This window comes from Chryseobacterium sp. GVT01B, assembly GCF_019970045.1.
Taxonomy (GTDB): Bacteria; Bacteroidota; Bacteroidia; order Flavobacteriales; family Weeksellaceae; genus Chryseobacterium.
The window spans coordinates 1-14,937 of sequence record NZ_JAHXYI010000006.1; the positions used below are offsets into that span (position 1 = coordinate 1).

Consider the following 14,937-nt stretch of genomic DNA (forward strand, 5'->3'; position numbering starts at 1 on the left):
ACTACGGAAATCGAATGATGTCTTTGTAAAACCTTAACAACACAATCTGTTTTAAATGCTAAACTATACTTTGATTTGCCCATAAAAAATGCCCCTAAAAAGTGTCTAACTTTTTGGGGGCACTCTAAAAAAGGTGCTTTTAATTTTCCAATATACCGGATAATACCTCTTTAATTGCATTGATAACAAATTTTGGTCATAAAGAGCAGTCGGTTACATCCTTTGACAAAACAATAGCAATAACGAAGGGCAAAAAAACATCTTCAACGCCCAGGTTTGTATATGGCAAACTCATAAAGTCCGATCGTGAAAATATTTACCAGAAAAAACATTCCGATCTAGTCTTTTACTACAGGATTTTTTTATTATCTGGAGTATTATACCACAAATACATCCTGTAAATATATTCAGTAAATTTGACGCATGCAGATTTCGCCGCCTGAACATTTGGCTCCTTTTATAAGACATTATATCTTTTTGGAAAATTCTGAAGAGGATATAAGGCGTTTAAGGCTTTTTACGGATGGCAGTTCCGGGCTTATTCTTTCCGGAGATATGAATCTGTATTCCGGTATTTCAGAAGATCGGATACCGCTTTCTTTTTTTTATGGAACTCTAAACGGCTATAAAGACTTCTTTTCAAAAAGGAAATTTTCTTTGATTGCTATTGTATTCCAGCCTTATTTTTTAAATATTCTTTTAAAAACATCCGCCAAAGAGGTTAGAAATCAGATTGTTTCTGTGGAAGATGTTCTAAAAAATAAGCTGGAAGTATTTCAGGAAAAACTTTTTAAGAAAACCAATCCTTTGACTGTTATCAATGATCTGAATATTTTTTTTACTGAATTTTTATCTGAAAAAATAAACACGGATTACCATATTATAGCGTCCACACAGCAATATATTCTTCAAAATAAAGGAGCTGTATCCTCCAAAGAATTAGAAAAATTCACAGGATATTCTGAACGTCATCTGGAAAGAAAATTTGAATTTCATATGGGAATATCACCTAAAAAATATGGAAATATTATCCGTCTTCATTACTTTTTAAGCCTTATTAATAAAAGTGTTGATGATAGAAACATGACGGTTCTTTCTTATGAAGCAGGTTTTTCTGACCAGTCCCATCTTATCAGGGATTTTAAAAATAATATCGGGCTTACTCCCAAACAGTATTTGAAGACAGAAAATAAAATGGCTGTCAATTTCATTCAGCTGTAAACAAGCATGTCGGTTTTATACAATTTTTGATAAGCAGAGTCCTCTAGTTTTGCTTAAAAAAACAATGAATATTAAAATTTCAACTGCACAATTTGAAAACAAAAGTGGAGATAAGGCGTATAATCTGTCTGTCATTGAAAAACTGGCCAGCCAGGCTGCTTCCCAGGGATCTCATGTTATTGCTTTTCATGAATGCTCCATCACAGGGTATACTTTTGCCCGGAAACTTTCAAAGGAACAGCTTCTTGATATTGCAGAACGTATTCCGGAAGGGGAGAGTATTCAAAAACTGCAGGAAATTGCAGCGCAGAATGACATCACCATATTAGCCGGGCTATTTGAAAAGGATGAACATGATCATCTTTTCAAAGCGTATGTATGTGTTGATAAAACAGGACTGAAGGCTAAATACAGAAAATTGCATCCTTTTATCAATCCCCATCTTACACCCGGTAATGAATATTGTGTATTTGATATCATGGGCTGGAAATGCGGTATTCTTATCTGCTATGACAATAATATTATTGAAAATGTCAGAGCTACAAGGCTTCTTGGTGCAGAAATTATTTTTATGCCCCACGTTACGATGTGTACTCCTTCTACAAGGCCTGGAGCAGGTTTTGTAGATCCTCAGCTTTGGGAAAACAGGATAGTTGATCCTACCTCTTTACGTTTAGAATTTAATGGAATGAAAGGCAGAGACTGGCTGATGAAATGGCTTCCGTCAAGAGCTTATGATAACGGGGCTTATATTGTTTTTTCAAACCCTGTCGGTATGGATGATGATCAGTTGAAAAACGGTTGTTCTATGATTATAGATCCATTCGGAGATGTTATTGCAGAATGCCGGTCATGGGAAGACAGTTTTGAATCTGCGGTTATTACTTCTGAAAAACTCAGCCAGTCAGGAGGATACAGGTACATTAAGGCAAGAAGACCTGAGTTATACAGGAATATCATAGGACAGGAGCATTCATCTGAACAAAAAGTGGTATGGCTGGATGATAAAACTGTTTAAAAATATAAACCCTCTTCAGACTCTGTCACGAGGGTTTATTTTATGGATTAATTGTTTGTTGAAGATCGCTCCAGGCACCACCATTGTAAATATGTTTGAAACCTCTTTCTTTCAGGATATTCTGTGCTTTTACACTGCGAAGTCCATGGGAGCATACGGTGATATATGTTTTTTTTGGATCCAATTCTACGTACCGCTCTCTGATTGTTCCTAATGAAATATTAACCGACCCTTCTATATGTCCCGTTTCATATTCCTTTTCAGTTCTTACATCAAGAATCACTGCTCCTTTTTTAATCAGTTCAGGCAATCCGTTATCTAAGGTCTGAAACCGATAAACTCTATATACAACATACAGTATAAAAGCTATTCCACAGACTATAAGAACATTTTTCATAGTTTACTCAGTATTTTTTTATCAATATAAAATGTTCCGAAAGGAATAAAACAGGCAAGAATCACTTTCCATGTAATCTCTTTAAATTTCCAGTTCTGTTCTACACCAATGCTCAGCGTATTAAACAGAAAGAGCAGGAATAAAGTTCCATGAACGGGGCCTATTAATCTTACAAATAAAGGGTTTCCCATCCAGTATTTCATCGGAACGGCAATACACACTAAACTTAATAATGAAATGCCTTCTAAAATAGCCAGAATTCTTAGCCGGCCAATTTTTGTTTTGAATAAATCCATCATAATTATCTGAAATAAGATCTGTTTGCTAAAGGAGAAAAAGGCCACGGAATAGCAATGAAAATAATAATCAGTGCAATAGAATACCAGATGCCCATGGTTTTGAATTTGTCTTTATCTGAAAGTTTTCTTTTGGCTAAAGCGGAACCGATAGTGATGATCACAACAGCTGTAATCATCAATGAAATATGAATCAACCCGAAAAACAGATGTTCAAAAGATTCTTTGGCTTCATTAAAATTTTTCCAGAAATATTGAATCACCGGACTTTTGAAATAGAATATCATTCCGATAATTAATTGTACATGAGCTATGGTAGCTGTCCAATGTCTTACAGAGTTATCTGTTCCGGTAAATTTTCTGTCTGAGGAATATCCTTTGTAAGAACGGAAAATAGCGTATATCAAGCTTATTAAAACCAGCCATCGGGTCTGTGAATGTAAAAAAGTCAGGGTTTGATACATTGTTTATTTTTTTGAACACAGCAAAGGTATAATAAAAACATACTAATTAGTATGTTTTTAATCAAAAAAATTATTGAAGAGTGTTGAAATATGATTTAAGTCCCTTTAAATAAACTAGATATACCTCTTTGGAATTTTCAACTTTTCCGAGATTTCTGACACCCCAATATCCTGAAATAACAAAAACGCTTACTTCTCTGGCACTGACATCTTTCTTAATGATTCCTGTTTCCTTACCTTTTTCAATACTTTCCGCGAAAGCATTTTCCCATTCTTTTGAAAGTTCGTGCAAAGCCTGGGTAAACGCAGTATGCCATGGTGCCATCTGCTGTACAAAATTGGAAGTAGGGCAGCCGTATTCAACTTTTAAAAAGTCAGTTTCCATCAGAAGATTGTAGATGATCTCATAAATATTGTCTAATGGATTTTTATTATTCTGAAGGGATTCAATAAAATTACGTCTGAAATTGGGCTTCATTAGTTCATTGATAATAGCCAGCCCCATTTCATCTTTGGTTTTGAAATGATAATAAAAAGCACCCTTCGTTACCTGAGTCGTTGCAATAATCTCATCAATGCTTGTGGTCTGGAAACCTTTTACATAGATCAGTTCGAACGCTTTCTGGAGAATAGTAAGACGGGTTGCTTCTGATTTCTTCATTAAAAATAAGTGATTATTGTACAAAGGAACAAATTTTAAATTGAAAATAAAACTATCATTATTCTGATATGTTTATACAATTTAAATAATTTTTATAATACAATTATTCGTCGGAAATTTGCTTTGTCAATATCAACAAAATACAAGACAATGAATTATCAAAAAGAAATACAGATCAATACTGCAACACAGACTGCTAAAAAAGGTCTTCCTGCAGCACTATGGGCATTAACAATAAGTGCCTTCGGAATAGGAACTACAGAATTCGTCATTGTAGGTCTTCTTCCAACAGTAGCTTCTGATTTAGGGATCACAATTCCTTCTGCAGGGCTATTGGTAAGTCTTTATGCGATAGGAGTAGCTATTGGAGCTCCGATACTAACGGCATTAACGGGGAAAATTCCGCGCAAGACACTTTTGGTTTCTATCATGCTGTTGTTTGTTATCGGAAACGGTTTGGCATCCATTGCTCCCGGTTTTATCACCTTAGTTTTGGCCAGGATTCTTACGGGATTTGCTCATGGGGTTTATTTTTCCATCGGTTCTACCATTGCAGCTTCATTGGTTCCTGAGGAGAAAAGAGCTACAGCAATATCTATTATGTTTGCCGGACTTACCCTGGCGATTGTAACCGGAGTGCCGTTAGGAACTTTTATAGGACAGCATTTCGGATGGAGAGCAACGTTCATAGGGGTTTCTATCCTTGGAATTATCGGATTAGTTGCCAGTTTATTATTGGTTCCCAACAATCTGAGAAACGGTAAAACAGCTTCTTTAAAAAGTCAGTTTAAAGTACTGGGAAACAGACGTCTGATTTTCGCATTTTTAATGACAGCCATGGGATATGGGGGAACATTTGTAGTATTTACCTATCTGTCACCTATTTTACAGAAAATTACAGGGTTTCAGGAGTCTACCGTAACTTTTATCCTTTTGATTTATGGAATTGCGATTGCACTGGGCAATTTGATTGGAGGAAAAGTTGCTAATAAAAACCCATTGAAAGCACTTCTATGGATGTTTGCTGCGCAGGGATTGGTATTGCTTGCTTTTTATTTTACTGTAAGCAGTCCGGTGTTAAGTATCATTACACTTTTCTTTTTAGGCGCCTTATCATTTGCTTCTGTTCCCGGACTTCAGCTATTAGTGGTACAGATTGCTGAAAAAGAACTTCCTGGAACAGAAGATGTAGCTTCAGGGATTAATATTGCTGCCTTTAATATGGGTATTGCAATCGGATCTTATGTGGGAGGAATGATTGTTACCTCCTCTTTGGGCTTGGAAAGTACTCCTTGGATCGGAGCTTTATTCCTTTTAGTTACAGTATTGATCACGGTTTACAGTATCCGTTTAGGTAAGAAAAATATATAGTTTTCATTACCCATGTCAAGGTTTAGAACCTTGACATGGGTAACTTTTATAGCACAAATACCATTAAACCTCATAAATCTCAGCATCTGTAAACACAAAAAATGTACTGTTCTTAGGCAGATTTTTAGTATCCAATCCTGTAAATTCACTGAAAGCCGGAAGTAACAACTGATTACTGCTGAGAGCAAAGCAGGGAAGCCTGATGTTTTTTACAGCAGAATTCAGGACAATTCCGGGATGAATATGTCCGGTAATCTGGAATTCAGGTCTGGCTGTATCAAAATCGTGAATAAAGGTAATCACATCTATTTCCAGCCACTCAGATTTGTGTTGAAAACATAGCTTTTTCTCCAACGCTTTTGAAATGCGGTCATGATTTCCTTCAATAAGATAAAACTGTATGTCCGTATATTGATTTTTCCATGTACAGAACTCATCCACATCAGAATTGTCTCCTGCATGGAGTAAATCTCCAACAACAATAAATTTTTCAGGCTGAAAAAATTCAATCAATGCTGATAATCTTTCCAGATCGCTTTTCATAATATGATTTGCCAGAGCAATGCCATTTTTGCGGAAATGAGCTGTTTTTCCAATGTGAAGATCAGAAAGAATAAGGGCTTTTTCCCTTTCCCAGAATAATGCACGCTGATTGGTAAGAATGAAAGTTTCATCTTGTACAGAAATGCTTTTGGTTGCTATAAACACGCTTTATAATTGAATATTTAATGTTTAAAGTTACGTCATATTAATGGAATCAGCCTACCTTCCGGCTTACATGAAACTTTTCATCAAAAACATAGGTCAGAGGAAAGCCTGTAGCGATTTCTCTTTCTAAGATTTCTTCAGGAGACAGATGCTCAAGGTACATGATCAGTGCACGAAGGCTGTTTCCATGAGCGACAATCAATACATTTTCGCCTCTTTTTAATAAGGGTCTTATCTGGCTTTCAAAATAAGGAATTACTCTGTTGTAGGTATCTTTAAGACTTTCCCCTCCGGGAGGAACCACATCATAGGATCTGCGCCAGGTATGAACCTGTTCATCACCATATTTCAAAGCGGTTTCAGCTTTATTTAATCCTTCCAGATTTCCGTAAGAACGTTCGTTTAATGCTTTATCTTTAACGATTGGTACATCAGGATTTCCTATTTCATTCAGAATGATGGATAAAGTATGCTGCGCCCTGATGAGCGCCGAGGTAAAAGCAATATCTATTCTTTCTCCTTTTAAAGCAAGACCTGCTTTTTTGGCTTCTTCAATACCGGCTTCGGTTATATCAATATCTTTCCACCCCGTAAATCTGTTTTCCAGATTCCAGAGTGACTGTCCGTGACGGACCAAGAACAATTTTTCCATTTTAAATTTAATTTACAACTTCTAAGATATACTCTAAGTTACGATGATTATTTAAACTTATCAAGAAATTTCAAACAGAATATTAGGCTAAGAATAAGATTAAAACGATAGATTTTTTATTTGATTTTATAAATTTTAGAATCTTGCAAAGGCGCAAATTTTATATTATCTATTTTTATTTAAGGCGCAAGAAAATCAAAGATTTGCAGCAAGATTAACGTGACTAAATTTTATCGGAGATAAAATCTTTGCGCCTTAAAATATTATTAATATCTATTTTTTGCTTCTTTGCGATAAACAAATATTCATCGGCATATCTGTTCTTACACAAAACACATTAATTAATTATAAAAGATCACTTATATTGGATAGCTTCAGCATTCTTTTAATTCTTGCATCAAGCCCTTCACTGGAAAGGGTTTGTCTCAGACTGTCTACTTTGATCGGGAAACTTAGCGGAGTAAAGGAACGGGAGTGTTTTAGAATAATTTCAGATTTTTCAATCCTTTTAAATGCTTCTACAAGTCGCTGCTCCTGAAGCTGCATATTAAAGACTTCCGTATAGGCCTGTTTAATTAAAAAATGATTGGCATCATGGTCTTCCAGCACTTTAAAAATAAGTCCGGCTGAACTCTGTAATGATTTATTGGAGCGCTGCTGTCCGGCATAGTTTTGAATCACCATTCCTGAAATTACAGCAATATCTCTGAATTTTCTTCTCGCCATTTCAGCAGAATTGATACTGGCAATCACATCGTTCATCAGATTGTCCCGGGTTAAAATCTGTTGCAAATTCTCTTCATTTAAAGGAATTTCTTTATCGCTGAACAGTTCAAATCCGTAATCATTCATTGCCATCGAAAATGAAATAGGTGCCAGTTTTGAGATACGGTAAGCAATCAGTGCAGCCATGACTTCATGCACCAGACGACCCTCAAAAGGATACATAAACAAATGATATCCCTCACGGTTCTTAATCATCTCCACCAAAAATTCTCCTTCTTTAGGAATATGAGAGTTCTTCTCCTGATTGACGAGCAATGGATGTAAAAATTTCAGTTCCTTTTCTGAAGCCTTCGGATTTAAAGCATGGGACAGCTTTTCTCTTAAAAAATGTCCAAGATTGGTACTTAGAGGCAGTCTTCCGCCAAGATAACTGGGAACAAGAGCTCTTCCTTTGGCTGCTCGTACATACACGGTCATATCTTTGATCATTGCGACCTCCAGAGTACGCCCGGCCAGAATAAATTTTTCCTCTTTTTTCAGTTTTGAAATAAAATATTCCTCAATCATTCCGATATAACCTCCGGAAATAAATTTCACTTTCAGCATGGCATCACTTACAATCACACCCATATTCATTCTGTGGAGCATGGCAATCTTTCTTGAAGTCACTTTGTAAAGTCCATCTTCCGTAATGACTACCTTATGGAATTCTTCATAGTTCTTTAAAACACTGCCACCAATCGTAAGAAATTCGAGAATGCTTTTCCATTCTTCATCGAGCATTTCCTGAAAGGCATATACTTTTTTGATTCTTTCGTAGAGTTCATCAGGATAAAAACCATCACCAACAGCCAGTGTCATCAGAAACTGAACCAGAACATCAAAGCATAAGACCTGTGGTTCTCTGGGCTCAACAACTTTCTGTTTCACGGCTTCTTTTAAAGCAGAAACTTCAATCAATTCCAAAGAGTGAGTGGGGACACAATAGATTCTGGAGGTTTCAAAAGGAGAGTGCCCGCTGCGTCCGGCCCTTTGCAGAAAACGCGCAACTCCTTTGGCAGATCCTACCTGAATAACGGTGTCCACAGGTTTAAAATCAATACCAAGATCCAGCGATGATGTGGAAACCACTGCTTTTAATTTACCTGAACTTAAATTTTCTTCAATCCAGATCCTCAAATGGGCATCAATGGAACTGTGATGAATGGCGATCTGGCCTGCAAAATCAGGATGAGCATCCAGCAAAAGCTGATACCACATTTCACTCTGGCTTCTGGTATTGGTAAATACAATGGTAGATTTTGATTCCAGAATAATTGGAACAACTTTATCAGCAAGCTTATTCCCAAGATGTCCTGCCCATGGTAATATTTCAATTTCATCCGGGAAAACCGGGAGAATATCTATCTTTTTCTGCTCTTTGGCGGTAATTTTTGTCTTTTTACCGTCATAAGGAATAAGAACGTCCATGGCTTCATCCAGATTTCCGATGGTTGCTGTAATTCCCCAGATTTTTATCTCCGGAACATATTTTCTAAGCTGTGAAATGGCCAGTTCTACCATGACACCACGCTTTGAACCCAATAATTCATGCCATTCATCCACAGCCACACATTTCATATCTGTGAAAAAACGGTCATTATTTTTCTGAGCGAGTAGCAAATGGAGACTTTCGGGGGTTACAACAAGAATTTCAGGCATTTTTTTGACCTGCTGCTGTCTTACTTTCGGATCGGTATCTCCGTTTCTTACGCCTACAGCCCAATCAAGTCCTATTTCATCAATAGCTTCCTGCATCGCTTTTGCAATATCTTTGGACAATGACCGCAGTGGAGTAATCCAGATCATTTTCAACCCTTTTTTATAGCTCTCAGGATGATTCAGGAAATCTGAAATCAATGCTAAGAAGACAGAAAAAGTTTTTCCAAAACCAGTAGGAGCGACTACCATTCCGCTGTAGCCGTTTCCAAATTTCTTCCAGGTTTCCAGCTGAAATTTAAAAGGGGCAATACCTTTATCGGTCATCCACTGCTGGATGATCTTTAATCCGTCGCTATGTTCAAAAACTGCCAATTTATATTTATTTTAAATTTTAATGCTAAGGACGCTAAGAGTTTATTTGATATTGTTTTATTCGATCGAAAGGGTGTTTCACTTAGCAAAGTTCGTATTTTATTGTAGCTGAACTTAGGCCTTTTCGAACAAAATATTACTAATAAGTTAAAAAACCTTGCGCCATTGCGTTATAATATTATTGTATTAATTTTTTTATCTCTTCCAAATTATCAATTTCATCTACTGTTTTATCTTTCCGCCATCGTACAATCCTCGGAAACCGGAGAGCAACACCGCTTTTATGACGGTTGCTGAAACCTATTCCTTCAAAAGCAATTTCAAAAACCAGTTCTGCTTTTACCGTTCTCACAGGTCCGAATTTCTCAATGGCATTTTTAGTAACAAACCGACTTACTTCCATGATTTCTTTATCTGTAAGCCCGGAATATGCTTTAGCTATGGTAACCAATGCGTCTCCGTTTTTTACAGCAAAAGTATAATCGGTATAGTAAGTGCTTCGTCTGCCGCTTCCTTTTTGAGCATATATAAGCACCGCATCAATGGTAAAAGGATTGATTTTCCACTTCCACCAGTCACCTTTTTTCCGGCCGGAATGGTAGGGTGAATTTTTTTGTTTTAACATCAATCCTTCACTGTTTACTTCTCTTGAATTTTCACGAAGTGAGTCCAGCTCTTCCCAATTTTCAAAGTCAAGACTTTTGGAAATTTTGATGTTCTGAGGATTTTCATTTAATAATAATTCTTCAAGCAAAGCTCTTCTTGCGGAGATAGGATTCTCTCTCAGATCATTATTTTCAAGCTCTAATAGATCATAAGCAAAGACTTCTATCGGAATTTCCGACAGCATTTTTTTAGTTAAAGTCTTCCTGTTTAATCTTTTTTGTAATTCATTGAAATTTAAAACTTTATCATCTTTTACCGCAAGTATTTCTCCATCTATCACAAAGTTGCCTTTCATGCCTTTTACGACTTCTGTAATCTCCGGAAATTGTTCGGTTACAAGTTCTTCACCTCTTGACCAGATAAAGACTTCATCATTTCTCCGGATGATCTGTCCGCGTATTCCGTCCCATTTGTATTCTACCAGCCATTCATCAGAATTTCCCAGTTCGTCAGGCTTTTTTTCCAAAGGATAGGCAAGACAGAAAGGATAGGGTTTTGAATTATCCGGATTCACATTTTCAGCCTCAATAAGCTCTTTAAAAGAGACTTCATCCGGCTGCCATTTTCCCATTAAGCTATGCATCAGTGCACTGGATTCCTGGCCGGAAAACTTTGTCAGAGCATTGATCAGGGTTTTATCTGATACCCCGATTCTGAAACTCCCTCCAATTAATTTATTGAAAATCAATCGTTCAGTGTAATCCAGACCGTTCCATGATTGCAATACAAATTCTTTTTTTTCTGTATCTGTTTTTCCTTTTAAACCGACAATATCATTCATCCATTCTGATAAGGTACGCTCTATATTTTCCTCAGGAGGTGGAAGAATCAACGATAATGTTTCCCCGAGATCTCCTACGGAAGAATAAGATTCCTGAAACAGCCAGTAAGGAAGTTTTGTGATTTCCAGCGCCCATTCTTTCATGTAATTGGTATTGACATTTCTCTTGGGCCTTTTTCCTGTAAACAAGGCGATAAACCATACTTTATCTTCATCAGGAGCACGTTCCAGATAATCGATGATGGCATCTATTTTAGCATTGGTCTTATTAGTGGTTTCCAAAGCGTTGATAAGGTCTGCAAAATGTCTCATGATTCCGGGGTTTCAAGGGTTTCTTTTTCAGATTCTTCTTCGTCTTCTCCAAATAAGGTTTCCACAACATCTGCTTTGACTCCGATTTCATTCAAATATTTTGAAAAAACTTCGGTTTGTCCGTGCGTAACGTGTACGAGTTCAGCTTCTGTGGCTTTTACAGTCTGCAATAAACCTTTCCAGTCTGCGTGGTCACTCATGGCAAAGCCAGCATCTGCACTCCGCCATCTTCTGGCACCGCGAACCTGCATCCAGCCGGAGCATATTGCAGTAGCCGGATCTGGAATTTTTTTGATAATATTACTGTCAAGTAAAGCGGGAGGGACGATTACAATTTCATGTTCCATTTCTTTTGGACGTTCCCTGAAATCAGCAATGGTGTAGTCCGGAAGGTCGATTCCTACTGTTTCAAAGGCTTCATTCAGCTTTCCGATGGAATAGTGGACGTATATTTTTCCCAGATCTTCCACCGCTTTCATAATACGCTGGGCTTTTCCTAAAGAATACCCAATAAAGACTGATGTTTTATTATTTTCTTTATTCTTCAGTACCCAGTTTTGTAGTTTTTTATTTAAATCCGGAACTTCAAGCCAATTGTAAATAGGCAGTCCAAAAGTACTTTCTGTAACAAATTCATTACATTTTACCAGCTCAAAAGGAGTGCTTAATCCATCATCCTGAACTTTATAATCCCCTGAAATGACAGTCACATATCCTTTATATTCAAGTCTGATCTGTGCAGAACCAATAATATGTCCGGCAGGATGCAGAGAGAGTTTTACCCCATTGATGTTGATAACTTCTCCGTATTCTACACTCTGGCATTCGATATCCATTCCGATTCTTTGGTGCAGAATAGGTTTTGTGAAATGGTGACAAAGGTATTTCTTCATTCCCCAACGAGCGTGATCAGCATGGCCATGGGTAATAATCGCCATATCTACAGGCCTCCATGGATCGATATAAAATTTTCCCTGAGGACAGAAAATTCCTTTTTTTGTAAATGTGATTAATTTCAATGGTGTGACTGGTTTTATAGAATAAGCTTCAAAAACTTAACCAATTTACAATAAACAGTTTGTTTTTTTCGATTGAATGTCTGAAAAACAGATGAAAAAAGCCGTTTCAAGTAGAAACAGCTCTTATTTTATTTTTCATTAAGGATATCGCTTACATGATCAATCCATTGATAATCAGGAATTGTTTTATCTATGTAATAATCCGGTTGAATCCCTTTTCCGTCAATAGCCATCTCCGGAATACGGAAGCTTTTAGAAAGTGAATATCCCAGTTTAAATTCGTTACAAGGGGAATTTACAAAATACATATTTGAAATGTCCAGAACTCCTGCTGTGGTCGTCCCAAAAAGTTTTACTTTTTTGCTTTGTTTGACTGCCAGTAAGAACTCTTCTGCAGTGCTGCCGTTCCCTTCATTGATGATAATTCCTACATTTTTCGGATAAGGTGAAATTTTATCTATTTTAGTAATTCCAACAATCTTTCCATCGTCCTGCAGGCTTACAAACTTGCCTAAATTCTGGTTTAATTTGTCGTAGGCTTTCTTTAGATACTCTTTTTCTTCTGCCGGAATTCCATATTTCTGGTAATTATCATAAAGATCAAGCATTCTCTGATTATTCAGTTTCGTAGAATAAAGCTGTGTTCTGACACTTCGGATAGGGTTTGTATAGATATAAGGGATAATTTTGGCAAAACTGTTGTCACTTCCGCCGCCATTATTTCTGATATCAATGATGAGGTTTTCTGTGCTTTCAATTTTAGATTGGTTGGCTGTGATAACGCTGTCTATATCTTTTTTCAATGCTCCATTAAAGGAAGGAATTCTTAAAAGCAGGGTAGTTTTATTAATCTGTTTTAAAAAAGGCTTTCCTGCCTGTGCTGCTTCGAAATAAGTTTCAATACCTTCTTCTTTTTCAAATTTCGGTGAAACTCTTTTCAGGGTAAAGTCATTGATTTCAAGATAATTTTTCCCGATGAATCTTATATTATTTATTTCCTGCCCGGATTTGTTTCTTAAGTAGAATGTTCCTTTTGTTTTATCCGCGTTAAAAGTCAGTTTTAAATCATAGGGTTTCCAGTTATCTGCTCCGGATTGGATAATAAAACCTTTATAAACATCTCCAAATTTTTTAATTCCTATCGTGTAAGGCTGGACTTCCCAGATCCCTTCAATATCAGAATCTTTTTTGGATGAAACTTCCTTTTTAAACTTTTCAATATCTACTTTTATGATTTCCGTGTTACTATTTATGGCTGAGACTACCGGCTGAGGCTGGGCTTGCTGATTCTCTTTTTCGATCATTTTAATGGAAATATGTCCGGATCTGAAGAATTTAAGCCATTCATAAATAGTCTGGGTGCATTCAGTATCTGATTTTGAATTTTTAATTCTGTTCAGAAATTCATTGTTATGAGCCTGGTAAGCCGGAAGTCCTTTTTTATCAATTATATATTGGTATCCGGCATCATTTTCCTCGAACGTTTTTTTTACCCATTGATAATTACTTTCACAGGTACAGTTTTGAGCAAAGCTAAAGGAAGAAGTGGATAAAAAAATGAATAAGAGTGTCTTAATTTTAAGCATACATGGTTTTTTAGTTTGAAAGCTACAAATCTAACGATAAATATATTTTTTTATGATTTTGAAAGGGTGTTTATTTAGCGATAAATTCCCTTTTTAATGGATTGTCTGAACTTTTCAGCAATATAAAATTGAACGCTGCAGCAATATTGTGCTTCCCGAAATCTTAGAAATTTGTATCATCATTAAAAAAGAATACAATGAGTAAAACAATTTTAATTACAGGTGCAGCTAGTGGATTCGGAAAGATTGCTGCTTTTGATCTTGCCAAAAAAGGACATAAGGTAATTGCTACAACACAGGTCTATCCTCAGATGAGTGATTTAATCCGCGAAGCTAATGAACAGGGAATTGATCTTACGGTCGATAAACTGGATGTAACCAGCCAAAGAGATATTGATTATATCTTAAAAAAGTATGAGATAGATGTTTTAATCAGCAACGCCGGAATCATGGAAGGTGGTCCGATTGCTGAACAGCCGGTAGATATTATCCGCTCTATGTTTGATGTAAATGTGTTTGGTGCATTGAATCTTGCACAGGGATTTATCAAAAAGTTTGTTGAAAAGAAAAGTGGTAAGATTGTTTTCACCTCTTCAATGGGAGGTTTATGGACCGTTCCGTATGTAGCCGCTTATTGTGCATCAAAACATGCTTTGGAATCTATCGCTGAAGGCTTGAGAACTGAACTTGCTCCATTTAATATCAAAATTGCAACTTGTAATCCAGGGGTATTTGGAACAGGATTTAATGACAGAGGAGTAGATTCTATTTTTCACTGGTATGATCCAAAAGTTAACTTCACACCGGAATCTGCTTTTGATGGGGCCGCAGAATCTTTAGCTCATCAGCTGGATCCACAGTCTATGGCAGAGGTGATCGTGAATGTAGCATTAGATGATGAGAGTCATTTTAGAAATGTACATCCAAAAGAAACTGAAGATTTTGTAAAACAGCTTCAGGCAGATGCATGGACCGCAAAAAGCTAA

General features: G+C 36.6%; 14 protein-coding genes. 4 read left to right on the plus strand and 10 right to left on the minus strand.

The annotated features are described in order from the left end of the window. The first annotated feature begins 423 nt into the window (after positions 1–423). Together LC457_RS14830 and LC457_RS14835 are read left to right on the plus strand one after the other, a co-directional pair. On the plus strand, positions 424–1,221 hold the full coding sequence (locus tag LC457_RS14830; protein WP_223600574.1) for a helix-turn-helix domain-containing protein: 798 nt from the start codon (positions 424–426) through the stop codon (positions 1,219–1,221). 64 nt (positions 1,222–1,285) lie between these two features. Continuing rightward, positions 1,286–2,239 (plus strand): nitrilase family protein, encoded by a 954-nt coding sequence (locus tag LC457_RS14835; RefSeq protein ID WP_223600575.1) that lies wholly within the window; start codon positions 1,286–1,288, stop codon positions 2,237–2,239. Between the two features lie 40 nt (positions 2,240–2,279). On the opposite strand, the gene LC457_RS14840 is transcribed toward LC457_RS14835, so the two are convergent. The 4 genes from LC457_RS14840 to LC457_RS14855 form a co-directional block, all read right to left on the minus strand. After that, complete coding sequence (locus LC457_RS14840) at positions 2,280–2,636, minus strand: rhodanese-like domain-containing protein (RefSeq protein ID WP_223600576.1); 357 nt, start codon at positions 2,634–2,636, stop codon at positions 2,280–2,282. After that, positions 2,633–2,935, minus strand: a complete 303-nt coding sequence (locus LC457_RS14845) for a DUF3817 domain-containing protein (RefSeq protein WP_047422960.1) — start codon at positions 2,933–2,935, stop codon at positions 2,633–2,635. Before LC457_RS14845 ends, LC457_RS14840 begins: the two co-directional genes overlap by 4 nt. Before the next feature lie 2 nt (positions 2,936–2,937). Further along, the gene (locus LC457_RS14850; RefSeq protein WP_223600577.1) at positions 2,938–3,396 is read right to left on the minus strand and encodes a hypothetical protein; all 459 of its coding nucleotides are present in this window, start codon (positions 3,394–3,396) and stop codon (positions 2,938–2,940) included. A gap of 70 nt (positions 3,397–3,466) precedes the next feature. Next, entirely contained in the window at positions 3,467–4,057 is a 591-nt protein-coding gene (locus LC457_RS14855) for a TetR/AcrR family transcriptional regulator (protein ID WP_223600578.1), read from the minus strand. A 150-nt stretch (positions 4,058–4,207) separates the two neighbouring features. Here LC457_RS14855 and LC457_RS14860 point away from each other — a divergent pair, with 150 nt between their 5' ends. Beyond that, the gene (locus tag LC457_RS14860) at positions 4,208–5,428 is read left to right on the plus strand and encodes an MFS transporter (RefSeq protein ID WP_223600579.1); all 1,221 of its coding nucleotides are present in this window, start codon (positions 4,208–4,210) and stop codon (positions 5,426–5,428) included. 63 nt (positions 5,429–5,491) lie between these two features. Here LC457_RS14860 and pdeM read toward each other — a convergent pair whose 3' ends face one another. From pdeM to LC457_RS14890, 6 genes are all read right to left on the minus strand, one after another. Then, positions 5,492–6,136: a ligase-associated DNA damage response endonuclease PdeM gene (pdeM, locus tag LC457_RS14865; RefSeq protein ID WP_223600580.1), complete on the minus strand. Its 645-nt coding sequence runs from the start codon at positions 6,134–6,136 to the stop codon at positions 5,492–5,494. A gap of 49 nt (positions 6,137–6,185) precedes the next feature. Continuing rightward, positions 6,186–6,788 (minus strand): 2,3-diphosphoglycerate-dependent phosphoglycerate mutase, encoded by a 603-nt coding sequence (locus LC457_RS14870; protein ID WP_223600581.1) that lies wholly within the window; start codon positions 6,786–6,788, stop codon positions 6,186–6,188. Between the two features lie 345 nt (positions 6,789–7,133). Continuing rightward, positions 7,134–9,587 carry a ligase-associated DNA damage response DEXH box helicase gene (locus tag LC457_RS14875; protein WP_223600582.1) on the minus strand — a complete coding sequence of 818 codons (2,454 nt, stop codon included), beginning with the start codon at positions 9,585–9,587 and terminating at the stop codon, positions 7,134–7,136. 178 nt (positions 9,588–9,765) lie between these two features. Further along, positions 9,766–11,346, minus strand: coding sequence for an ATP-dependent DNA ligase (locus tag LC457_RS14880; RefSeq protein WP_223600583.1), 1,581 nt, complete (start codon positions 11,344–11,346; stop codon positions 9,766–9,768). Further along, positions 11,343–12,365, minus strand: a complete 1,023-nt coding sequence (locus LC457_RS14885; protein WP_223600584.1) for a ligase-associated DNA damage response exonuclease — start codon at positions 12,363–12,365, stop codon at positions 11,343–11,345. The genes LC457_RS14880 and LC457_RS14885 overlap by 4 nt, the downstream gene beginning before the upstream one ends. A gap of 128 nt (positions 12,366–12,493) precedes the next feature. Beyond that, the gene (locus LC457_RS14890) at positions 12,494–13,951 is read right to left on the minus strand and encodes a S41 family peptidase (protein WP_223600585.1); all 1,458 of its coding nucleotides are present in this window, start codon (positions 13,949–13,951) and stop codon (positions 12,494–12,496) included. Between the two features lie 197 nt (positions 13,952–14,148). On the opposite strand from LC457_RS14890, the gene LC457_RS14895 reads away from it, so the two are divergent. Beyond that, positions 14,149–14,937, plus strand: coding sequence for an SDR family oxidoreductase (locus LC457_RS14895; RefSeq protein WP_223600586.1), 789 nt, complete (start codon positions 14,149–14,151; stop codon positions 14,935–14,937).